General features: G+C 27.9%; 24 protein-coding genes. 12 read left to right on the top strand and 12 right to left on the bottom strand.

What is annotated here, in order from left to right:
* Positions 1–2: 2 nt before the first annotated feature.
* The 3 genes from I1A51_RS16850 to I1A51_RS16840 form a co-directional block, all read right to left on the bottom strand.
* Complete coding sequence (locus tag I1A51_RS16850; protein ID WP_196896021.1) at positions 3–1301, bottom strand: TolC family protein; 1299 nt, start codon at positions 1299–1301, stop codon at positions 3–5.
* A 158-nt stretch (positions 1302–1459) separates the two neighbouring features.
* Entirely contained in the window at positions 1460–1792 is a 333-nt protein-coding gene (locus I1A51_RS16845; RefSeq protein WP_196896019.1) for a rhodanese-like domain-containing protein, read from the bottom strand.
* Between the two features lie 48 nt (positions 1793–1840).
* Positions 1841–2149: an ArsR/SmtB family transcription factor gene (locus I1A51_RS16840; protein ID WP_196896017.1), complete on the bottom strand. Its 309-nt coding sequence runs from the start codon at positions 2147–2149 to the stop codon at positions 1841–1843.
* 277 nt (positions 2150–2426) lie between these two features.
* On the opposite strand from I1A51_RS16840, the gene I1A51_RS16835 reads away from it, so the two are divergent.
* The gene (locus I1A51_RS16835) at positions 2427–2723 is read left to right on the top strand and encodes a hypothetical protein (protein ID WP_196896015.1); all 297 of its coding nucleotides are present in this window, start codon (positions 2427–2429) and stop codon (positions 2721–2723) included.
* 34 nt (positions 2724–2757) lie between these two features.
* On the opposite strand, the gene I1A51_RS16830 is transcribed toward I1A51_RS16835, so the two are convergent.
* Positions 2758–3417: a DNA alkylation repair protein gene (locus tag I1A51_RS16830; RefSeq protein ID WP_196896013.1), complete on the bottom strand. Its 660-nt coding sequence runs from the start codon at positions 3415–3417 to the stop codon at positions 2758–2760.
* A gap of 63 nt (positions 3418–3480) precedes the next feature.
* On the opposite strand from I1A51_RS16830, the gene I1A51_RS17750 reads away from it, so the two are divergent.
* A complete protein-coding gene (locus tag I1A51_RS17750; RefSeq protein WP_196896011.1) occupies positions 3481–5202 on the top strand; it encodes a WYL domain-containing protein in 1722 nt (573 codons plus the stop codon).
* Between the two features lie 26 nt (positions 5203–5228).
* Positions 5229–5792: a pseudouridine synthase gene (locus tag I1A51_RS16820; protein WP_196896009.1), complete on the top strand. Its 564-nt coding sequence runs from the start codon at positions 5229–5231 to the stop codon at positions 5790–5792.
* A 50-nt stretch (positions 5793–5842) separates the two neighbouring features.
* Here the strand turns inward: I1A51_RS16820 and I1A51_RS16815 are convergent, their stop codons facing one another.
* A complete protein-coding gene (locus I1A51_RS16815; protein WP_196896007.1) occupies positions 5843–6775 on the bottom strand; it encodes a toxin-antitoxin system YwqK family antitoxin in 933 nt (310 codons plus the stop codon).
* Positions 6776–7177: 402 nt separating this feature from the next.
* Here I1A51_RS16815 and I1A51_RS16810 point away from each other — a divergent pair, with 402 nt between their 5' ends.
* Positions 7178–7732: a hypothetical protein gene (locus I1A51_RS16810; RefSeq protein WP_196896005.1), complete on the top strand. Its 555-nt coding sequence runs from the start codon at positions 7178–7180 to the stop codon at positions 7730–7732.
* 6 nt (positions 7733–7738) lie between these two features.
* Entirely contained in the window at positions 7739–8953 is a 1215-nt protein-coding gene (locus I1A51_RS16805) for a CotH kinase family protein (protein ID WP_196896003.1), read from the top strand.
* Positions 8954–8995: 42 nt separating this feature from the next.
* Here the strand turns inward: I1A51_RS16805 and I1A51_RS16800 are convergent, their stop codons facing one another.
* Entirely contained in the window at positions 8996–10285 is a 1290-nt protein-coding gene (locus I1A51_RS16800) for an alpha/beta hydrolase (RefSeq protein ID WP_196896000.1), read from the bottom strand.
* A 511-nt stretch (positions 10286–10796) separates the two neighbouring features.
* Here I1A51_RS16800 and I1A51_RS16795 point away from each other — a divergent pair.
* Positions 10797–11198, top strand: coding sequence for a LysM peptidoglycan-binding domain-containing protein (locus I1A51_RS16795; RefSeq protein ID WP_196895999.1), 402 nt, complete (start codon positions 10797–10799; stop codon positions 11196–11198).
* A gap of 63 nt (positions 11199–11261) precedes the next feature.
* Here I1A51_RS16795 and asnA read toward each other — a convergent pair whose 3' ends face one another.
* The 5 genes from asnA to I1A51_RS16770 form a co-directional block, all read right to left on the bottom strand.
* On the bottom strand, positions 11262–12266 hold the full coding sequence (gene asnA, locus I1A51_RS16790) for an aspartate--ammonia ligase (protein WP_196895998.1): 1005 nt from the start codon (positions 12264–12266) through the stop codon (positions 11262–11264).
* 397 nt (positions 12267–12663) lie between these two features.
* On the bottom strand, positions 12664–13161 hold the full coding sequence (locus I1A51_RS16785; protein WP_196895997.1) for an SMI1/KNR4 family protein: 498 nt from the start codon (positions 13159–13161) through the stop codon (positions 12664–12666).
* Between the two features lie 126 nt (positions 13162–13287).
* A complete protein-coding gene (locus I1A51_RS16780; protein ID WP_196895996.1) occupies positions 13288–13830 on the bottom strand; it encodes a CopD family protein in 543 nt (180 codons plus the stop codon).
* A gap of 5 nt (positions 13831–13835) precedes the next feature.
* Positions 13836–14855: a ferrochelatase gene (hemH, locus tag I1A51_RS16775; RefSeq protein WP_196895995.1), complete on the bottom strand. Its 1020-nt coding sequence runs from the start codon at positions 14853–14855 to the stop codon at positions 13836–13838.
* A gap of 399 nt (positions 14856–15254) precedes the next feature.
* Entirely contained in the window at positions 15255–16151 is an 897-nt protein-coding gene (locus tag I1A51_RS16770; protein ID WP_196895994.1) for a helix-turn-helix domain-containing protein, read from the bottom strand.
* 290 nt (positions 16152–16441) lie between these two features.
* Here I1A51_RS16770 and hemA point away from each other — a divergent pair, with 290 nt between their 5' ends.
* Genes hemA through hemE form a run of 6 tightly spaced genes read left to right on the top strand, consistent with a single transcriptional unit; the run spans position 16442 to position 22665 of the window.
* Entirely contained in the window at positions 16442–17704 is a 1263-nt protein-coding gene (hemA, locus tag I1A51_RS16765; RefSeq protein ID WP_196896071.1) for a glutamyl-tRNA reductase, read from the top strand.
* Complete coding sequence (gene hemC / locus I1A51_RS16760; RefSeq protein ID WP_196895993.1) at positions 17694–18614, top strand: hydroxymethylbilane synthase; 921 nt, start codon at positions 17694–17696, stop codon at positions 18612–18614. Before hemA ends, hemC begins: the two co-directional genes overlap by 11 nt.
* Before the next feature lie 8 nt (positions 18615–18622).
* Positions 18623–19294 carry a uroporphyrinogen-III synthase gene (locus I1A51_RS16755; protein WP_196895992.1) on the top strand — a complete coding sequence of 224 codons (672 nt, stop codon included), beginning with the start codon at positions 18623–18625 and terminating at the stop codon, positions 19292–19294.
* Positions 19284–20252, top strand: coding sequence for a porphobilinogen synthase (gene hemB / locus I1A51_RS16750; RefSeq protein ID WP_196895991.1), 969 nt, complete (start codon positions 19284–19286; stop codon positions 20250–20252). The genes I1A51_RS16755 and hemB overlap by 11 nt, the downstream gene beginning before the upstream one ends.
* A 20-nt stretch (positions 20253–20272) precedes the next feature.
* On the top strand, positions 20273–21583 hold the full coding sequence (gene hemL, locus I1A51_RS16745) for a glutamate-1-semialdehyde 2,1-aminomutase (RefSeq protein ID WP_196895990.1): 1311 nt from the start codon (positions 20273–20275) through the stop codon (positions 21581–21583).
* A gap of 56 nt (positions 21584–21639) precedes the next feature.
* On the top strand, positions 21640–22665 hold the full coding sequence (hemE, locus tag I1A51_RS16740; RefSeq protein ID WP_196886837.1) for a uroporphyrinogen decarboxylase: 1026 nt from the start codon (positions 21640–21642) through the stop codon (positions 22663–22665).
* Between the two features lie 881 nt (positions 22666–23546).
* On the opposite strand, the gene I1A51_RS16735 is transcribed toward hemE, so the two are convergent.
* Positions 23547–24074 carry a hypothetical protein gene (locus I1A51_RS16735; protein WP_196895989.1) on the bottom strand — a complete coding sequence of 176 codons (528 nt, stop codon included), beginning with the start codon at positions 24072–24074 and terminating at the stop codon, positions 23547–23549.
* Positions 24075–24137 lie beyond the last annotated feature (63 nt).

Here is a 24137-nt window from a genome sequence, read left to right as displayed (position 1 = left end):
ACTTATTTTGTTAAAAATTCTAGATAAAACTGAAGTGTTTGTAATTGGTATTTTGTTTCTAAAAGTTTTAATTTTAAAGTGCTTACCATCGATTCTGATTGTAAAACGTCAGATGCTTTTTCCAAACCTTGTTCAAATCGATTTCTTCTAATTTCAAAACTTTTTTCAGCTTGTAAAAGTGCTGTTTCGTAAACCTGAATTGCATTTTTTACAATTTCAATATTATCTGTTGTATGTTGAATTTCAATAGTTGTTTTTTCTAAAGTTTCTTGTAAAATAGTTTCATTTTTCTCAATTGCTATTTTTTGTTGCTTTTGCTTAAAAATATTTTGAGATCCAGAGAAAATATTCCAAGAAAGTTTTACACCAGCGAAATAATTTTCATTATCAAATTTTCCAACATCTTCCGTATTCCATTCATAAAAACCAAACGCAGAAACTGAAGGAACCCAGTTTAATGTAGTTGCTGTTTTTGTTGCTTTTAAAGCTTCAATTCCAGTTTTAATCGCACTTATATCTGCTCTACTTTCTATAGAATTGTTAGAAAATAAACTCTTTGTTGGCTGCAAGTGAATTTCTTCTAAAAACAATTCTTCTTCTTGAAAACCAATCAAATGTTTTAATAATAAAAGTTGGTGCTTTTCGTGGTTCTTAGATTGCTTTAACTCCAAATGAACTTGCTCTTTATAGATATTTGCTTCCAAAGCATCCGCTTCCAGAATAATTCCTTGGTTTTTAAAATTTGTAGCAAGTTGTTCGATTGCTTCCGCAACTTTTAATCTGTGTTGATTGTTTTCAATTATTTTTCTTGAAAGTAGAGCATCGATATAAGATTTGGCAACATAAAACTCCATATGCTCCGCAGTTCTTTGCTCAATAAATCGTTGCATTTGCCAATTCTTTTTTGCAGCTTTTCGTTGATACAAATTAGAAGTGTTTAGAATGGAAATTCCTGCATTGATTTTTGTATTAAATAATTTTGTGTCTTCTGGATTATTCAACAAAATTGGATTAAAATCTTGTTGTGTAATTTCTTTTTTCGACAATGTAAAACCAAAAGATTGCATTGGATTATCCGTAGAGTAATACGCTGATTCTGCATTTATATGTGGAAGTAAAAATGCATTTGTTTGATTATACATCGCTTTTGCTTCTGCTGTATTTTTAGAAGCAATTTGTATTTTATGATTGTTCTGCATTGCCATTTGAATTGCCTCTTTTAAATCCAAATTTGGCTTTGGATTTTCTTGAGCAAATAAACTTTGCAAACCAATCAATAGAATTATTATAAATTTTTTCATTATATTTAATTATTAATATATGAACACTTATTCATGTTTTAATGTAAAATTTTTTAATTTCGATTTAGTTTAATCACCGAACTTATTTCATTTTAAAATATTAAATAAATAAAGTTATATATGGTTATATATTCATATAGTAATTCAAAAAAATAGCTTTAATTATGCATCATCCAGTTATTGTAACCACCTTTTAAATCGAAAACATTTGTAAATCCGTTTTCCTTTAGAATTCTCGCTGCTTTTTGACTTCTAATTCCACCTTGACAATACAATAAAATTTCTCTGTCTTTAGCGATTGAAGAAAAAGAATTGATGAAATTTGGGTTATTTACATCAAAATTTTGTGCTTTATTGATTTTTCCAGCTTTTACTTCACCAGAAGTTCTTACATCAACCAAAAGAATTCCTTTTTCTTTGATTTTTTCTGCAAAATCAACTGCTGTTAATCTACTTGGATCTGCTTTGAAAATGTTTTTTAAAAAATTCATATCACTTATATTTTTTACTTCCACCCTAAAAAGAGTGGAAGTAGAGGATTATACAATGCTGCAATTTGACATACAATCAAAAATGGAAAGAATTTTACGATCTGTAACTCTATAATACATATGCATTCCTTGTTTTTCAGAACTTAAAATTCCTTTGTCTTTCATCTTAATTAAATGATGAGAGAGCAATGATTGTTCAACGTCTAGATTTATTTTTTCAAGAATTTGAGAAACCGTCAGCGGTTCTTCACGCTCTAAAACTTCCAAAACTTGTAAACGAATTGGATGTCCGATGGTTTTTAAAATCTCCGCAACTTTTAAAACTTTTTCTGGTTCTATGATTTTATCTCTATTCATGAAGCAAATATATGAACATATTTTCATATACCAAATATTTTGATGGAATTTTAACTTTAACATCTGAAATTATTAATTAATATTCTTGAATAATTATTGCTGAAAAATGAAATAAAAATGAATGTTTAAAAATTGATAGAAGATTGATTCTTATTTTTAAAAAACTAGAATTTTAAAAAAGAGTTTATTTCCTTAAAAGAATTTTTGTATTCTTGTGATTAAATAAAAAAATAGAAATTGCTAAACAAAAACTATGACTGAACAAAATAAATTGATGATGAAAAAGTATTTAAATATTAAAAATTTAGTTATCCTTTTTTTACTAATAATAATTGCAGTTTTATATAAAAAAGAATCAAATATAATTTATAAAGAGAGTATTTTTTCAAGTAAACAAAAACAATGTGATGTTTCATATTTTGATGGTAGAGGATTTAGACTTCCTGTTACTAAGATAGAATTAAAAGAAAATTATTTATTTTTTTATGATGAAGGAGATGAGCTTTTTATATTGTCTTCTCATGTAAATTCTATTAAAAGTTTAAGAGTTTTTGATGAAGAAATTGAAGAATAATTTTTATAATTTGGTTAGATAAATTAAAATAATCTTATAAATATTTACTTCCTTCTTTCACACTTAAATTAGAAAGTGAATGATTTTGGATAAAATTGCGAACCCAATCTGGATTAGTTTTGCTGTAATTTCGCAACGCCCAACCAATGGCTTTGTTTAAGAAAAATTCTTTAGTTCCATTACACTTGATAATCGCAGTTTTTAATAATTGTTTATCTGTTTTACTTTTATATTTTAATTGGAATATAAGTGCTGTTCTTTTTAACCAAAGATTTTCAGATTGTAGCCATTTATGAATAAATTCTTCTTTTTTAGAAGGAAATTTTAAGAAATAATCACCAATTAAATTTGAAGCAACAAAATCAACCGTATCCCACCAAGATTTTGTAATGATTAATTTTTCAAAAATAAAAATGTCTTCAACAGAAAATAACTTTTTATATTTTAAATAAAATTCTTGCGCAAAATATTGCAATTCTCTTTCTGGTTTATTCCAAAGCTCTAAAGTGATTTTTGCTGCTTTTTCTTTACTTGGTAAATTTTCTTTCGCAAAAAAATATTTTTGAATTTCTTTTCTTTCAGGAGATTTTACACCATAAAATGTAAATAAATCTTTCATATAAGCTTTTTGTTGTGCTGCAATTTCCGGATTTGCTTTTGCTTTAAACTGTTCAAGAATCTCTAAAATTTCCATTTTTATTTCTCTAAAAGTTACTTTAAGTTAATAAATTGCTATTATTGTAGCAAAAAAAATAAAATGCCTGTAAATAGAAATGCATTGATTCGATATAAAACTATCGATCAGTGTTTACAAAATAGATTTCGAAAGTGGACAATCGATGATTTGGTAGATGCATGTTCTGATGCTTTGTATGAATATGAAGGAATCGATAAAGGTGTAAGTAAAAGAACAGTGCAAGGTGATATTCAGACAATGCGAAGTGATAAATTAGGATATAATGCGCCAATTGTTGTTTTAGAACGTAAATATTATACTTATGAAGAAGAAGATTATAGTATTACAAATATTCCAATTTCAAATCAAGATTTAGATAAACTGACAGAAGCTGTAGAATTTATGAAACAGTTTCAAGGTTTTTCACATTTTCAAGATTTAAGTACGATGGTACGAAAGTTAGAAGATCAAATTTATGCAGCAAAAACCCAGAAAAAACCTGTAATTGATTTTGAAAAAAATGAAAATTTACGTGGTTTGAAATATTTAGATGTTTTGTATAAATCGATTATTCAAAAACAATCAATTGATATTACTTATAAATCTTTTAAAGCTAGAAAAGAAGAAACATTTACAATTTATCCTTATTTATTAAAAGAATTTAGAAATCGTTGGTTTATTCTTGGACAAAGAAAAAAAAGAGAAGGTGTTTTAAATTTGGCTTTGGATAGAATTTTAAATATTTCTAAAAGTGATTTGCCTTTTCGAGAAGCACATAATTTTGATCCAGAAAAACATTTTAAAGATGTTATTGGTGTAACTGTTAGTCCGAATTTACCTGCGGAAAAAGTGATTCTTTATGTGACAAGAAAACATGCTCCATATGTGTTGACAAAACCTTTACATAGTTCACAGAAAATGATTGATCAAGATCGTTTTGGAATTACGATTTCTTTAGATGTGCAACATAATTATGAATTAGAAAAAGAAATTCTTGCATTTGGAGAAGCAATTCGTGTGATTAAACCAGAAAGATTAAGGAAAAACATAAAAGATCGTTTGCTAAATGCTGTAGAAACTTATCAAGGAATGATTCATGAAAAATCTTATAGAAAAGCAAATTTTCAATTAGAGCATAAAGGTTTTAGTATTTTAGAAAATGTATATACTACGAAAGAAATTCGAAGAATTATTGGAGTTTTAGAAAAAGAAAATATCACCAAACATCGAAAAGTATATGCGGAGCGAAAATTACTTCAAAAAGTTCCAAATTTAAAAGGAATTCTTTTTAATAGAAATCTAAGAAATATTTTAGAACGAATTGATGAAAGGGCAGTTTTAACCAAAGCAATTTATTTTGATAAATCGGAAAAATTCAATTGGATTGTGCCTTGGCATCAGGACGCGATGATTAATTTAAAATTTAAAAAAGAAACCGATGGATTTTTTGGTTGGACAAAAAAAGGTGATGTAATCAGCGTTTGTCCGCCTGAACATATTTTACAAAATACCTTTACCATTCGAATTCATTTGGATGATGTTGATGAAACAAATGGTGTTTTAAAAGTGATTCCAGGTTCGCATAAAACTCGTTTGGAAGATGCTGAAGTAAAAGCAATCACACAAAATAGTATTCCTTATGAATGCAAAATAAAAGCTGGAGGAGTTCAATTGATGAAACCTTTAATTTTGCATAGTTCTTTAAAATCGGAAGAAAATAAGCGAAGAAGAGTGATTCACTTAGAATTTTGTACAGAATTTTTACCTAATAATTTAGTTTGGGATGAATTATATGTTTTTTAAATTCGCAGTCTTTTTTAGATAGAATGATGAAAGAACATAAACACTTTAAAATATTTAAACCATACGGCTTTTTAAGTCAATTTAAATACGAGTTAAAAAGAAAGAAAAAATTACTTGGTGAATTACATGATTTTCCAGAAGGAACAATGGCAATCGGACGTTTAGATGAGGATTCGGAAGGATTACTATTATTAACAACAGATGGAAAAATAAGCAATGATATTCGAAGTAAAAAGGTAGAAAAAGAATATTATGTTCAAGTAGATGGAATAATTACAGAAGAAGCAATTCTGCAACTTTGTGAAGGTGTAGAAATTACTGTAAACAAAGAAAAATACAAAACAAAACCTTGTAAAGCTTCTAAAATTGAAATTCCAATATTGCCAAAAAGAGCCAAAAAAATCAGAGACGAAAGACATGGACCAACTTCTTGGGCTTCGATTACAGTTTCGGAAGGGAAATTTCGACAAGTTAGAAAAATGACTTCTGTTGTTGGTTTTCCAACATTACGTTTGGTTCGTGTTCGAATTGGTGATATTACTATTGAAGGTTTAGATGCAGGAAGTGTTGAAGAAATACAAATGAATTAAAAACTCCTCAATTTGAGGAGTTTTTTTGAGATAAACACGCAAACCAAAGATTAATTTACAGAAACTAATTCGCCTTTTTTGTACATTTCTGTTTTTTCTAATTTTCCTTGATTATTATAGATGTGTAAAGTTCCATTTCCATTGATTAAACTTCCTTTTTGAAGTAAATTTCCTGTATTATCGTATAATTGATACACATCCATTAACTTGTTGTTTTTAAAAAGTTTTACTGCTTTCAATTGTCCATTTTTATAGAAATCTTTTTGTTCTCCATTTCGTTCATTATCTTCAAAATTTCCTATACTCATTTTTTCTCCACTCGGATAAAAAGCTTCCCATTTTCCTTTTCTTTCCCCATTTTTAAAATTCTGTTTAAAATTTAATTTTCCATCATTGAAATAATATTTCCAAATGGAATCTTTACCGTCTGATTTATAAACTCCTTCACTTATTAAAATCCCTTTTGCATTATAAGCTTTCCATAGTCCAACTTTTAATCCTTTTTCAAAAGCTCCAACATGCATTATTTGTCCATTTTTATGAAATGTTTTAAACTCACTATTTTTTAATCCTTTTTCATAAATTCCTTCTTCAGAAAGTTGCTTGTTATCATAATAAATTTCCCATTTTCCAATAGCTTTTCCTTTTTCTCTTTTTCCAATTGCTTTTAATTTTCCGTTTTCATGAAAATATTTCCATTCTCCCTCTGCAAAACCTTTATGATATTTTCCAACTTGTGCTAATTGTCCGTTTTCATAAAATTCTTTGAATTCTCCTTCAGCAAAACCTTCTTCATAATTTCCAATTTTTGCTATTTGTCCATTTTCATAATATTCTTTAAAATCTCCTTGTGCATAACCATCTTTTTTGTTTCCAACTTGTGCAAGTTGTCCATTTTCATAAAATTCTTTGAATTCAGTTTGACTATAGCTAATTGTAATGTTTAAAATTAATACGAATAGAAATAATTTTTGAGGGTTCATTTTAATTGTGTTGTTAAGATTTTTATTTATGTCAAAATTAATTTTCTTGACTTCTTTTTTGTAAAGCTTAGTGTATGATTTGTTTATCAAAAGATTATCATTTTAATGGAAAGTTTAAGGGAATTTTAATTCGATAAAGAAATGTATATAAAAAGAAAAATATGTATAAAAAAAGTGAAGATATTTTTGAGTTGTCAAAAAAATAATAAAAAAAATGTGTAGAAATTGGTTTCATTCTTTTTCTTATGAAAGAATAATAAATATAGAATTAAAAATCATTTTGTAATTTTGCAATCTTATTTTAAGTAAAATGAAATTTATACTTGTATTTTTTAAATAATATAAAATTTAAGATTAAAAAATAGAAGTGTAAGATTTCATGAGAATGATATAAAAGAATTCATGAAGAAACTACTGTTTATTTTATTCGTTTTTGCATTTTTTGGAATGAATGCACAAACAAAATTTAATGTGGAAGCGCATTTAGGTTACGCTTTCAACAATGATTTATACATGAACCAAGAAAAAATTTCCTCAAATACTGTTTTGATGACACAACTTGGTGCAAATGTTCAAATTCCAATTTACAAAGGTATTTATGGTGAAACAGGAATATATGGAAAGTTATATTTTGCAGAAGGTGAAGTTCGAAATTCATCTTACAATGCCAAAACTTTACGTTTGGATATTCCATTTTTACTTGGTTATCATTTTCTGGAAAAATATAGAATTTCTTCTGGTTTTTCTTTGAGTAATAATCGTGATTTTAATGAACTTAATATCAGTAAAGAAAACAATGTTCGTGTAAATTTTCTGATAAAAGGAGGGTATGCTTTTCATAAAAAATGGCAGATTGTTGCACTTTTTCAAAGAAATTTAAGAACAACTCCAGATTTATTTTTATTGAATGAACCAAGAACAACTATTTCTGTTGGAATTTCTTATGCTTTAAAATAAAACCAAATGAAAAAAATTATAATAAGTTTTACTTTCTTAATTCTTCTAATTTCTTGTAGTGATTTTGATGAAGAATTAAAGTTTGATGTTCCGTCTTATAAGGATGTAACTATTGAAAATTTAGAAACTCCTTTTCCTGTGATTAATTTAATTGCAAATGAAGAACAGGTTGAAAAAATGTTTGAAAATTATCGTGCAGAAATTGAAATTGAAGCACGAATGGATTTATATAGAAATCATGAATTACAAGTAGATCGTGAACTTGTAGAATTGGAAATAAAAGGAGGAAAGTCTGCAACTTTTGAGTTGAAATCTTTAGGAATTAAATTTGACGATACACAAGATAATTCGCAAAGACAAATTATTAATCCAGAGAAAATACTTCCAAATCATAGTTTAGATAAAATAAAATCTTTCCGTTTACGAAATTCAGGAAACGATTTTTTTGATACAATGTTGAAAGACGCAACTTATTCTGAATTGGCAATTGAACTTGGTTTGGATTTTGAAGTTTCTTATTATGAGCCAGCTTTTGTGTTTATAAATAATGAGTTTTATGGAATGTTGAATATTCGAACAGAAACAAATTCGAATGGAATTTCGAGACTTTTTGATAAAAAGAAAAAGCATTTAACGATGGTAAAAGTGGATTCTCCTGGAGTAATTGATATTAAAGATGGAGATGAAGCGAGAGTTTATACTCTAATGCAAAAAATTGCTGATGGAGATGTTGCGCATATCAAACAAGAAATTGATTTGAATAGTTTTATTGATTATATGGCTTTTGAATCATTAATTACAAACTTTGATTGGCCAAATAATAATGTTCGTTTTTATGCGATTGAAGATTCAAAATTTCGTTTTGTTTTATATGATTTAGATTATGTAAATGAAATTGATATTGCTAATCATCCTTTAAAATCAATACGAAACGGAAATTCAAGCCCAATTATTGATATGTTTAATGTTTTATATGATAATGATGCAGAATTTAAACAACAATTTGATGAAAGGTTGGAAGAAATTTACAATAATCCGAAATTTTCAAGAGAATCTTTTTCTACGATTTTAAATAAAAATATGGAATATGTTGAAAAGGAAATTCCTCTGCATTTACAAAAATATAAAGAACCAGAAACGTTAATTGAATGGTATCAAAATGTAGATGAATTAAGAGCAGATTTTGATGACCGTTTTGGTTATTTAAAAAATAAATTTTAGAATTAAAAAGCCGATTGTTAAATGACAATCGGCTTTTTTTATTTATTCATCTGAACTTTCTTCTTCCGTATTTTCTTCTTCTGAGTTAGAATCTTCTCCAGATTCAGTATCTTCTTCCGAATCTTCTTCTGTATCAAATTCATTAGCATCCATGAATTCCTCTGTATCGAAACCTTTGGCATCCATTTTTTCTAAAACTCTCTCTACATTTCTATAATAACCTACAGCACTTTCATGATCATTTGGAACTTTCATGTAACCATCTTTGTAATAACGAAGTGCTTTTTTAAGTTTATTTTTCTTTTCATAATACATACCTAAATAATAATTTCCTAAAGGAGATTCTTCGTAAAGTTTGTTCAACATTTTACCAAAATCTTTTAGGTAGTCACCATTTTCTTTTTCGATTACAATACTTTCAATTGCGTAAATATCTTTCTCACGAATTTTTAAATCGGAACCAAATAAATAATCAATTTCTACATATTTTGTTTCTAAATAAGCAATTGCTTCAACAGGTGTTAAATCTTTTAATTTTTTAGCAAACTCACCTTCAGAAACTGCCGAATAAATATCGAAAATAAAAGAAAGCGCTTGCGGAATCGATTGTCCTAAAGAAGTTGTTGTTGTTATATTTTCAAAATATTGAAATTTATAATTGAATTTTTTATTTTGAACTTGACTTAAAAAATCACTTACATAAGTAATTTCGGTTTGTTTCTTTTTAGAATCATAATCACCTGTTGCTAAATAATAAAAAGTTTCTTCTTTAATTTTTTGTCCTTTTGCGCTTAAATAACCTGCAATTTCAGGAGCAAAATCGGGATTTATACAAATAAAAGCATTAAAACCTGGTGTATCTTCAATTAAGAAATAATTTAAAAAATTTCCTGTCAATTTATTTCCAACAATTGTTTTAAATGGGGAAACACGATAGTTTAATTCCATATAATCTAACAATTCACCACGGATAAAACGATAAAAATTATCTCCATCACTTGTCGGTAAATTATTGGAAGCTTCATAAGAGCAATCAATTTGCCTTTGTGTCGGATTATCTTGGTTAATTCCTACAATAATTTGTTCAGGAGCTTTATCAGATTTTGAAAATAATCTGGCATTTCCGACATAAGTGTCAAAAAGTAAATTTCCGTCCAAAATTACAGCTAACGGATAAGAACGTAAGGTGTCTTGTTGATAAGAATCTGGAATGTAAATTTGAATTTTACGAGTAGTATTTAATTCATAAGATTCAATGTTTTTTTCAATGATATTTTGAGAATAAACTAGAGAACTGAATAGGATAATTAGGGTGAATAGTATTTTTTTCATCATAATTTAATTTTCTAGGAATTTGAGCTCCGAAAGTACTAAAAAAATAGGTAATTATTAGATTGATTATTTTTCGTCAAAATATAAAAAAAAGACAATTAAGTAAGCACAATTAAGAGAATAAATTAAAAAAAAATGTAATTATCTTCATTTTTTTCGTCAAATTATATGTTTTTATAAAATGTTAAAAAAATATTAAAAAAATATTTAAAGCGTAGTTTATTAGTTAAAATTTATTATGAGAATTAAAAAAATGAATAAAATATATTTTTATCTTTTTTTAATTAATTTTGAAAGTAATTAAATTGATAATCAGTAATTAAAAACGATTTATCTAAACAAAAAAATCGTTATTATTTTTTATATTTGATTCAATAAAGACCCAAATACGAACAGTTTTCACCTAGAAAGAGGAGTTTTTTTAGCTGAAAAATAAATCATATAGCCCTTTATGAAAAAAGAAGATTTTGAGAATTTAGAGGAATTTAGAGATCACCCTATTATCAAAAACTTGAAAATTAACTCAGATGGAACTAATATAATTTATAATGAAAAAGTTCTAAGAATTTTCGAATACGACAAAAAAGATAGACCAATGAGAATGGTGAGTGTTAACAGGAAATCATACACCGTTGCAAAGTTGGTTTGTGAAGCATGGAATGGTTTACCCGAAGATGAAAAAATGATTGCAAAGCATAAATATTGCTTTACGGATGATCATTATAGAAATCTATATTGGGGAAAACGAGGCGAGAACAAATTAGTGAGAAGTAAGCTAAGTAAAATATCCAGCGAAGACATTCCAGTAATCATTGATAGAATTAAAAAAGGTGATACCTTAAAGAAAATTGCTGCGGATTACGGAACTTCTGATACGAGTATTGGAAGAGTAAAAAGAAGGTATTTAAAATAGAAACAAAAAAACATATTTCGACTTAGAAATATGTTTTTTTGTTTTATAAATACTTTAAAATCATTATAATAATTGCACTCCATAATTTCTAACTTCTTTTTTTATACTTTCTGACCAAATTCCAACTTGTACTTCTCCAATGTGTTTTTTTCTAAGTAAAAACATACAAATTCTAGATTGTCCAATTCCACCTCCAATACTTTGCGGTAATTTTTCTTGTAAAAGCATTTTATGGAAAAATAATTCTTTTCGATAGGAGTTTTTAGTTGTTTCTAATTGATATTTTAAAGCTTTTTTATCTACTCGAATTCCCATTGAAGAAAGTTCAAAACTTGCTTTTAATTCTGGATGCCAAACTAAAATATCTCCGTTTAATCCTAAAAATCCTTCTTCGTTTTTTGTACTCCAATCATCGTAATCTGGAGCTCTTCCATCATGTTTTTCTCCATGACTTAATTCGTGTCCAATTCCCATTAAAAATACGGCACCAAATTTTTCAGTAATTTTGTTTTCTCTTTCTTTTGGACTTAAAGTAGGATACATTTGTAATAATTCTTCGCTTTGTATAAATATAATTTTTTCTGGTAAAATCGGAGTGATTTCCTCATATTCTGAATGAATTGCTTTTTCAGTCTCTTTTAAAGCTTGATAAATTTTCTCTACTTGTTCTTTTAAATAAGAAAGTGTCCTTTTTGATTCACAAATTCGTTTTTCCCAATCCCATTGATCTACATAAATCGAATGAATTTTACTATAATCTTCATCTGGGCGAATTGCACGCATGTCTGTAATAATTCCATGTTCTTTTTCAACTTCTAATTCTTTTAAACGAAGTCGTTTCCACTTAGCTAGAGAATTTACAACTACAGCTTTTTGATCATCTAGAGATTTTACTGGAAAATCTACCGTTCGTTCAAATCCATTTAAATCATCGTTAATTCCAGTTCCTTTTAATACTGCAATTGGTGCAGAAACACGTGTCAAACTTAATTGTTTTTTTAGCTTTGTTTCAAATGTTTGCTTTACAAATCCTAAAGCTTCTTCTGTTTTTAAAATTTCTGATTTCATAAGTGTAAATATTTAGATTTTTAATTTTTAGGCATAAAAAAAGCCCGCTCGAGAGCAGGCTTTACTTAAATATAACGTAATAAGTTATGAACCTACCCAGAAGGAGATTTATAATTATTGTTATTATTATTTAAGTTCAAAATTGGCATTTGATTATAATTGAAAAATTATTGTAAAAAAAAAGTCTTCCAAAGGAGGAAGACTTTCTGTAGATATCATTTTATTATTTTCCTACTTATATAAAATCTTCCTCTTGTTCGAATAAATTATATTTATTCAAATTATTAAAGAAGTCGCTATTATATAAGTTTTTTGTCATATTTATTAGTCCTGCAACAAATATAGATTAATTATTTAAAAATAAAAGAAAAGCTTGCATTTTTAACATTTTCAGAATTTAGTTTGAGTAATAAGCAACTCGATCTAAAATATTATTTAAAACAGAATTTATTGTATCTCCATTAAATTGAAATTCTTCAAGATCATATGTGTAAATTTTCGAAGAATCAAAGTTGTCATCTATTAAATAACCATAATATAATTCAGGTTTTCTTTGATAAAAGATTAAAAATACTTGGTTTTCCTTTAATTTTGAAAGAAAAAAAGCATATTTTTCTTTGTTTTGATACATTTCAATATTTTCATCAATCGAAGCTATTTTCATTTTTGAGGAATTAAAACCAAATTCTTTATGTTTAAATTCTATCTGAATTCCATTGTGTTTTCGATATATATTTTTCAAATCTTCTGGTAAAGAAAATTGAATTAGTTCTTCTAATTTTTCAATTGATTCTTCTTTTACAGGTGGATTTATTTTTGCATTTACTTCATAAATACAATCTTCATCTTTTTTACTTTTTTCTATTAGTGAAACAATTTTATCTATAATTTCCATATACTATTTTAGAATTTTCTATTTTATCAAAGCTAGAAAATGTTTTGTGTTTTTAAAAATAGAAAGGCATTTAAAGAGTAGAAAAAATAAAAAATCCATAAGATTTAACTTATGGATTTTGATATTTTATTTTTCACCGTTTCTCATTCGAATTCGTTTGTAGAGTTTGATTCCCATCATTATTATAACAGAGAATAAAACAATTCCGATTACTCCCCAAACCCAACTAATTGCATTTTTAAGAACGACTAAAAACACTACAGCAAAAAGAATAATTGTAGAAACTTCATTCCAAATTCGCAATTTTGTTGAAGAATATTTGATTTCATCATTTTGTAATTGCTTGTAAATTTTATGACAAACAAAATGATAAACATAAAGGAAAAACACAAAAACGAGTTTAATTAACATCCATTTTTGCGTTAACCAAGCTGGATTTAAATACAAAAGAATACTTGCCAAAATCAAAGTAATAATTGCAGAAGGCCATGTGATAATATACCAAAGTCTGTAACTCATCAATTTATATTGCTCTTGTAAAATGCTACGTTTTGGCTCATCCATTTCTTTTGTTTCAGAATGATAAATAAACAAACGAACGATATAAAATAATCCAGCAAACCAAGTAACAATAAAAATTATATGTAATGCTTTTACGTCTAAATACATAATTTTTAATTTTTAGAAATCCAGTTTTCAATCCATTTTTTCATCACAGAAACCCAATCATCATTGTCATTTAAACAAGGAATATGCATAAATTCTTTTCCTCCAGCTTCGAAAAATTCTTCTTTTCCTTCCATTGCAATTTCTTCCAGAGTTTCTAAACAATCAGCAACAAATGCTGGAGTTACAACAGCTAATTTTGTTTTTCCTTCTTTTGCAAAACGTTCTATTTCTGCATCTGTATAAGGTTGTAACCAAGGATCTCTTCCTAATCTTGACTGGAATGAATCGCTATAAGTTCCTTCTTTTAAACCTAATTTTTTTGCAACTAATTTTGTTGTTTCAAAACATTGATGTCTATAACAAAATTTATGAGCTTCCGATTTTTGATTACAACAATTTCCATCGATTTTACAATGCGATTTAGTTGGATCTGTCTTTAAAATATGTCTTTCAGGAACTCCATGATAAGAAAAAAGTATATGATCAAATTCTTCAAAATAAAGTTTATCAGCAACAGATTTACTTAAAACTTCAATGTATTCTTCTTTATTATAAAAAGCTTCTAGAAAATCAACTTTTACAGAAGAAAAATATTTATTTTGAACCTCTTTTACTTTTTCTTCTACTGTTTTAGTTGTAGACATTGCATAATGTGGATAAAGAGGAACAGCCAAAATTTCTGTCACACCTTGATCTACCAATTCTTGCATTCCTTTTTGAATAGACATACTTCCATAACGCATTCCTAAAGCAACTGGAATAGAACAATTTTTTGCTACTTTTTCTTTAAATCTTTCAGAAAGAACAATCAATGGAGAACCTTCTTCCCACCAAATTTTTTGATACGCAGCAGCAGATTTTTTAGGTCTTGTATTTAAAATAATTCCTTTCACTAATAAAGTTCTTGGAATAATTGGAATATCAATTACATATTTATCCATTAAAAATTCTCCTAAATATTTTTTCACATCTTTTGGGGAAGTGCTATCTGGAGAACCTAAATTTATAAGTAGTACACCTTTCATAGTGTTTATGCTTGTTTTTGGTTTATTTAATAATAGTTTCTCTTAAAAAAGAGAGTGTTTAAATAGAGTTTCAAAAATACTATTTAATTTATGAAAAAGCATTAAAATTACTTTTGTTTGTTGATTACAGAATAGAAATTATTAATAGTTGATTAAAATAAAAATCTTTAATTTTTACTTCTTTTATAATTAGTATAATATTTTAATTACGTTATAAAATTCTGAAGCCTTGGAAGAATTTTAGTAATTAAAATATGGTTTTTTGATCTTGTTGTCAAAAAAACACCTTTTATAAAAGTGTCCTTTTTTGATTTGTTTTTTAGACAAGTAAAAAATGAATGAAAGTTGAAAAATCACGCATAGTTTACTTAACCTAAGAATATTATTTAATTAAAAATATTAATCTTGTTTCATAAATTGTTTTGGAGTAATTCCAAATTTCTTTTTAAATGCTGCAATAAAATGACTTGAAGTACTGTATCCAACTTGCAAAGCGATTTCATTAACATTCATATTACTTTCTGATAAAAGCTTTTTGGAATGTTCCATTTTGTAGTTTAATAAAAAAGTAAAAACAGGAAGACCATAGAATTCTTTAAATCCCATTTTCAATTTTTTGATATTTAAACCGACCATTTTTGACAATTCTTCCAGAGAAGGAGGATTTGCCATATTTTCTATAATGATGTCTTTTGCTCTTTTAATTTGTGCAACGGTTTCTTCATTTGCCATAAAAGGACAACGCTCAATATCACTTTCTTCTGCCGAGTTAAAATATAAACTTAGCAACTCGTAAATTTTACCTTTAACATATAAAGAATGTAATGTTCCATCCATTTTTGTAATACAAAGTTGATGTAGAACAGTTTGAATTAAAGGATTTGTTGCTTTTGTTTCAATAATTGGTTTTCCACTTTTGAAATCGTCAAAATTGATGATATAATTTTGTTCTGAAGAAAATAAAGAATGGAGATAATTTACAGAAATAAGAATTGTGATTATTTGCGAATTAGGTTGCAATTCGAATAAAAGTGGCATATTTTCTTGTTCAAAATAAACCATTCCAGATTCTTTTGGTTCTAATTTTATCTGACAATGTTCCATTTGGAAAGCAATTTTACTTTCCTGATGCAAACAGAAATATAATTGTAAGCAACTTTTAGGCAAAACATATTGATAATGTTTTACTTCGTTTGTGTCGTTTTCTAAAGATAAAACCGAAAATTTCTCAGAATCATCTAATAAAAAACAAGAACTTTTGTCGATATTTTTATATTTTCCTTGTTGAACTTTCATGAATAATTTCCTGTATTGTTATCAATTATTAGGGCAAAATTACAATAAAAATTAATACGAATATGCAGGGTTTTTAAATCTTTTGTAGGTTAAATGATTTTTTGTAATTTGAATAGTGAATTAATTGAAAACTCTTTAAATGGTTGATTTTAAGTGAGATTTACTCTATTTAAAATCATTATAAATTAACGAAAATCACTTATGACGTAATTTAAAGTTCTTTTAGCGACGTTTTTATTATCAAATAGGTGGTACTTTTGTCGATACTTATTGGAAGGAGTAATAAGTTTATGCGTATTGAAGATATGACAAGGAAATTATATAATATAGGGCTAAGTTACAAAAAAGCAGACGTTCAAACTAGAGGAGCTTTCAGCATCTCAAAACCAAATCAAATCGCTTTACTACAAGCAGCAAAGGAAAGAGGAATTGACGGAATCTTCGTTATCTCTACTTGTAATAGAACAGAAATTACAGGATTTGCAAAACACCCATTTGAATTAATCCAACTTTTATGTGAGTTTTCAGAAGGATCTGTAGAAGATTTTGCAAAATTTTCTAATGTCTATAAAGATGGTGAAGCTATTGATCATTTATTCCGTATTGGAACAGGTTTGGATAGTCAGATTCTTGGAGATTATGAGATTGTTTCTCAATTAAAACAATCATTCATGACTGCAAAAGAAGTTGGAACAACGAATGCTTATTTAGAAAGATTACTGAATTCTGTTTTACAAGCAAGCAAAAATGTAAAGAATAATACGCAAATTAGTTCTGGAACAACATCTGTTGCTTATGCTGCTGTTCAGTATATTTTAGAAAATGTAACGGATCTTGCAAATAAAAATATAACAGTTTTTGGTTTAGGTGATATGGGAAAAAGTACTTGTAAAAATATTTTAGAGTACACCTTAAACCGTAAAATCAAATTAATCAATAGAACAGAATCTAAAACAGAAGCTTTCGTAGCAGAACATCCTGAGATTTCTAAAGGAAACTACCACGATTTAGCCGAAGATATTAAAGATACAGATATTTTAATTGTTTCTACAGGAGCTGATAAGCCAACCATTACAAAACAACATTTAGAAGGTCATAAAGAAATTTTAGTAATGGATTTATCGATGCCTGAAAATGTAGATATTGCTGTAAAAGAATTAGAAAATATTACATTAATTAATGTAGATGAACTTTCTAAAATTACAGATAGAACTATTGAAAAAAGAAGAAAAGATATTCCTGTTGCAGAAGGAATTATCGAAGAGCATAAAACAGAATTTTTAGATTGGTTAGAGCATAGAAAATTCACTCCAGCTGTCAATGCTTTAAAAGAATCTTTACAATCAATTCAAAATGATGAATTAGATTTTCATCGTAAGAAAATTAAAGATTTTAACTTAGAACACGCAGAAATTATTACTTCACGCCTTATTCAAAAAATAACTACACAATTTGTAAAACATCTAAAAGATGAGGATACTTCGATGGATATGAGTATAGATGTAATGCAAAAAGTATTTAATTTTAATACGATTAGTATTGATGAAAAATAAAATCCGAATTGGAACTAGAGCAAGTGAATTAGCTTTATGGCAAGCACATTTAGTAGAAAATAAATTAAACGAATTAGGATACGAAACAGAAATTGTAGAGGTTTCTTCAACAGGAGATGAGGTTTTAGACAAACCTTTACATCAAATCGGAGGAATGGGGCTTTTTACAAGAACTTTAGACAATGCAATGTTACGAGGAGAAATCGATATTGCTGTGCATTCTCTTAAAGATGTCCCTACGGATTTGCCAGAAAAAATTGTGCAAGCAGCAGTTTTGGAAAGAGCAAATATTTTAGATGTTTTAGTATTTAAAAATAACACAGAGTTTTTAAAAGAAAATTCTGCAACAATTGCAACTGGAAGCTTGAGAAGAAGAGCGCAATGGTTGCATAAATATCCAAATCATACAATTACTGGTTTAAGAGGAAATGTAAATACTCGGTTACAAAAACTAGAAGACAATGATTGGAACGGAGCAATTTTCGCAGCAGCAGGTTTAGAAAGAATTAATCTTTTACCAGAAAATCACCAATATTTAGATTGGATGATTCCTGCGCCAGCACAAGGAGCTATTATGGTTACAGCTTTAGAAGCTGACAAAGCTGCGTTGGAAGCTTGTGAGAAATTAAATCATAGAAATACAGAAATTGCTGTTTTTGTAGAGCGTCAATTCATGAAAGTTCTTGAAGGTGGTTGCACTGCGCCAATCGGTGGAAATGCAACAATCGAAAACGAAGAAATTCATTTTGTTGGAGTATTAAGCGCAATAGATGGTTCAAGAGAAATTAGAGTGGAGAAAAAAGGAATGATTTCTGACTTTGAAAATTTTGGAGGAACTTGTGCAAAAGAACTTCTTGCTGATGGAGGAAAAGAATTGATGATTGAAATTAAAGCAGAAATGAAAAAATAAATGCCGAAATGAAATCTCCTTTCCAAATAATTTCTACAAAATTGTTGACTACAAACCAAAAGCAACTTTTTGAAAACGTAGAAGTGGAAGATTATTCTTTTATTCGAGTGGAAGTGAAGGGAGATTTTAACTCGGATTCTCTAACAGATACTTTAATTTTTACAAGTCAAAATGCTGTAAAAGCTGTTTTGCAAAAAAAAGAAGAAATACATTTTGAAACTAAAAATGTATTTTGTGTTGGAGAAAAAACGAGAGCTTTGCTTCAAGAACAACATATCGAAGTAAAAGCCATGTTTTTCGGAGCAAAAGAATTAGCTGAGTATTTGGTAGAAGAAGTAAAACCAACAGAAGTTACTTTCTTTTGTGGAAACTTAAGAAGACAAGAACTTTCTAAGATTTTAGAGGAAAATGAAATCAAAGTAAATGAGGTAATTGTTTACGAAACTATTTTAGAAAAAATAAAGCTAAATACAGTATTTGATGCTGTACTTTTTTTTAGCCCTTCTGCAATAAAAAGTTATATTTTAGCTGAAAATAAGATAAATATACCCGTATTTTGTATTGGAAATACAACTGCTGTTGCTGCAACTTTTTACTTTGATGAAATTTATGTTGCTGAAAAACCAACAGTGGAAGAGGTGATTAAAATAACGAACGCACATTTTAGCCATGTTAAATAGAACAAGACGTTTAAGAAAGACAGAAAACATTCGCCGTTTAGTTAGAGAGAATTCTCTTTCAGTGAATGATTTGATTTACCCTTTATTTATTGAAGAAGGAGAGAATATTGAAACTGAAATTCCTTCCATGCCAGGAATTAAACGTTTTTCATTAGATACGTTACACAAAGAGTTGGATGAGGTTGTTGCTTTAAATATTCCAGCAGTTTTACTTTTCGGAATTCCTGCAAACAAAGATTGTAAAGGAACAGAAACTTGGAATGATGATGGAATCATGCAACAAGCAATTCGTTATATCAAGAAAAATTATCCAAGTTTATATGTAATCACAGATGTTTGTTTTTGCGAATATACAGATCATGGACATTGTGGAATTATTCACGATAATGATGTGGATAATGATGAAACTTTAGTGAATCTTGCAAAACAAGTAATTTCTCATGCAAAAGCAGGTGTGGACATGGTAGCACCTTCTGGAATGATGGATGGAACAATTCAAACAATTCGTGAAGCTTTAGATAATACAGGTTTTTACCAAATTCCAATTATGGGATATTCTGTAAAATATGCTTCTGCTTTTTACGGGCCTTTCCGTGATGCAGCTGATTCTGCACCAAGTTTTGGAGATAGAAGAACGTATCAAATGGATCCATCAAATAGAGATGAAGGTTTAAGAGAAGCAACTTTTGATGATGAAGAAGGAGCAGATATTTTAATGGTAAAACCAGCTTTATCTTATCTAGATATTATTAGAGATTTAAAAAATAATTTTGATAGACCAATAGCTTGCTACAATGTAAGTGGAGAATATGCAATGGTGAAAGCTGCTGCTGAAAAAGGTTGGATTGATGGAGAACGAGTGATGATGGAGTCTTTACTTTCTATGAAGAGAGCAGGAGCAGACATAATCATTACTTATTTTGCAAAAGAAGTAGCGAAATTATTAAAAGACCAATAGTCACTTTAAAACTATTCCAAATGACATTCGAAAAATCAGAAATATTATACAATAAAGGTTTAGTGCATTTAGTAGGTGCGGTAAACTCTCCAGTTAGAGCATTTCAATCTGTTGGAGGAAATCCATTATTTATTAAAAAAGCAAAAGGATCAAAAATCAAAGATGTTGATGGAAATTCTTATGTAGATTACGTTCTTTCTTATGGACCAATGATTTTAGGTCACCGTCACAAGAAAGTTGAAAAAGCAATCAAAAAAGCGTTAAAAAATGGATATTCATTCGGAGCAACTTCAGAAGGAGAATTAAAACTTGCAAAGATTATTTGTAAAGCTTTTCCAGGAATGGATAAAGTTCGTTTTGTAAACTCTGGAACAGAAGCAGTTTTAAGTGCAATTCGTTTAGCAAGAGCTTATACAGGAAAAAATAAAATCATCAAATTCTCTGGATGTTATCACGGACATTCTGATGCATTATTAGTTGCAGCAGGTTCTGGTTTAGCGACTTTAAGTTTACCAGGAAGTAAAGGTGTTCCAGAAAAAGCAGTTGAAAATACTTTAATTGCAGAATATAATAATTTAGAAAGTGTAAAGAAACACTTCGAAGATTCAGATGATATTGCTGGAGTTATTTTAGAACCAGTTGCTGGAAATATGGGAGTTGTTGTTCCTCAAAATGGATTTTTACAAGAATTAAAAGCTTATTTAGAATCAAAAGGAGCTTTATTAATTGTAGATGAGGTAATGACAGGATTCCGTTCTAAGTTTGGTGGGGCACAGGAAGTTTTAGGAGTAGAAGCTGATATTACTTGTTTAGGAAAAGTAATTGGTGGAGGTTTCCCTGTTGGAGCTTATGGAGCTAGAAATGAAATCATGGAAATGGTTGCGCCACTTGGAGGAATGTACCAAGCAGGAACACTTTCTGGAAACCCAATTGCAATGGCTGCTGGAATTTCTACATTAACACAATTAAAGAAAGAAAACCCATATAAAGGATTTGATATTTTAGCAGAGAAAATCGAGAAGATTTTATTAGGAGCTGCAAAAATTCATAATGTACCTTTAACTGTAAATAGATTTGGATCAATGATTAATCCTTTCTTTACAGATGTAAAAGTTACAGATTTCCCTTCTGCTCAAACAAGTGATACGGAAAGTTTTGGTGTTTTCTTTTGGGAATTAATCAAACAAGGATTATTTATTCCACCATCGCAATTTGAAGCATGGTTCTTATCTACTGCTTTATCTGAAAAAGATTTAGAAAAAACTTCTAAAGCAATTCATAAAGCAATGGAAAAAGTAGCAGAGTTTCAAAAGTCAAAAGTAGAAGCTTAGTTTTTACGTAAGAATTTATTAATTAAAAAACAATCGAAGAAATTCGAACCAGATATATGTTGAAGAACGATTTATTTTTAAGAGCACTAAAAGGAGAAGAAGTAGAACGTCCTCCAGTGTGGATGATGCGTCAAGCTGGACGTTACCTTCCAGATTTTATGAAGTTGAAAGAGAAGTATGACTTTTTTACTCGTTGTCGTACTCCAGAATTAGCAGCAGAAATTACTGTTATGCCAATTCACCAAGTAGGAACGGATGCTGCAATTTTATTCTCGGATATTTTAGTAGTACCACAAGCGATGAATATTGAAGTGGAAATGAAGCCAAATTTTGGACCTTATTTACCAAATCCAATTCGTACGCAAAAAGATGTGGATAATGTAATTGTTCCTGATCCAAATGTTGCTTTAGATTATGTGATGGATGGAATTAAGATGACAAAAGAAATGTTGAATGATGAGGTTCCATTGATTGGTTTTGCTGGATCTCCATGGACAATTCTTTGTTATGCTGTGCAAGGTCAAGGTTCGAAAAACTTTGATAAAGCAAAAGAATTCTGTTATACAAATCCTGTTGCAGCACACCAATTATTACAAAAAATCACAGATACAACAATTGCTTATTTAAAAGCAAAAGTAGTTGCTGGAGTAAATGCTGTGCAAGTTTTTGATAGCTGGGGAGGAATGTTATCACCAGTAGATTATCAAGAATTTTCTTGGAAATATATCCAACAAATTATCGATGCTTTAAAAGACGAAACAGAAGTTATCGCTTTCGGAAAAGGATGTTGGTTTGCTTTAGAAGAAATGTCAAAATCTGGAGCTGCTGCTTTAGGAGTTGATTGGACAATCACACCAGAAAATGCAAGAAAATTAACTGGAGGGAATATTACTTTACAAGGAAACTTTGATCCTTCAAGATTATTAACACCAATTCCTGAGTTAAAGAAAATGGTAACTGAAATGATTGACGGATTCGGAAAAGACAGATATGTTGCGAATCTTGGTCACGGTATTTTACCAAATATTCCTGTAGATAATGCTAAAGCATTCGTAGATGCAGTAAAAGAATATGGTCAATAAGACTTAAGATATTATAAAATGAAAAATCCTCTTTTTTAAAGAGGATTTTTTTATGAATTTATTTCTACGTTTTTTTGATTTAAAATTAAATTGAATATGTGTTCTTGTTGAATAGGGAAAATTAGTTCTGTTGGAATTTTTAAAATTTCCTTTTTGTATTTTATAACCAATTTTTCTTTTTTGCTATCTAACAAAATTAATAGATGAATAACTGTGTTTATTATGATTAAGAGTATTATTTTTGGTATAAAACTTATTAATAGCATAATACCTATTGAAATTAATAAATAATAGTATAAATATTTGAAGTTATATTTTTTTTCAATTGCAACATAATTAATATCTTCTAATTTTATGATGGTTTTCTTTTCATCTAAAATTACAAGAAAATCATTTTCGATTTCAAAGCGAATTAAAGCCATTTTTTATTTTTTGTAATATATTATTTATTTTTATCTAAAGGTAAAAATAACACAAATATGGATGTTATTGGTGATATACAAACAATGAGAAATTTGAGAATTTTAGATAAATTAGAATAATGAATTTTGACAACTCTATACGCGAAATAAAAATATTCAAAAATTAGAATTACCGAAAAATATTCAAAATATTCACTAATAAATAGAGAACCTAATACTGCAATAATAAAAGATAAAACAGCAATAATTATGTGGTTTTTTAATAAAAGTCCAAATAACTTTAAGTTTTGCGTTTTTTCATCAAATGAATAATACATTATTAAAAACATAAATAGAATTAATAATAATCCAGAAATTAAATAAAGAGGAAAAGGTGGTTTTATTAATATGTTTAAAAAAACTGAAAATATAAAGGCTTGGAATTTTCCAATATTCATTATTTTGCTCATAAATAAAAGTTTATTTTTCTTCTAGAATCATTTCAATCCTCTCTTTCCCAACTTCACTCAAACTACCAAATTTCATCTTAGCAGAAAAAGGAATAGATTTTACAGCTCCACAATTATTTAAACAAAGCCAAACTTTACCAATTTCTTCTTCTTTTTTATCAAAAAATCGGATAATATATTCTGCATCTGGAATTTTCCATGAAGTTTTTTCAAAACTAAAATTCTCTGGATTATTAAAGAATTGAATAATTTCCTTTTGTTGTTTTTTATTTAAAGTTTCTGCTGAAAAACGACTTATAACAGGTGTGTTTTTATAGATTTTTACTTCTGAAACTTCTTTATTAGGAAAATTAAATTTTGGATTATTGAATTCCTTTTTATAATTCTCTTTAATTGTATTTCTAGGTTTGGCAAGTTTTAATTGCTCTGTTTTGTCTAGTTTATCTAAAAGTAATCTGTCGCCAATATCCCAATAAAAAATATAAACAGAACCAAGACATAAAGCGAATACAATTAATAAAGATTTAATGAATTTCATGTGATAAATTTTGAGATGGCGAAATTAATGAAATTTTAAACTCTATTAAAGTAAAAGAGACAG

Source organism: Aureivirga marina (assembly GCF_015767265.1).
Lineage (GTDB): Bacteria > Bacteroidota > Bacteroidia > Flavobacteriales > Flavobacteriaceae > Aureivirga > Aureivirga marina.
Note: the sequence above shows the minus strand (reverse complement) of the source record. Positions and strands in the feature narration are given on the sequence as shown.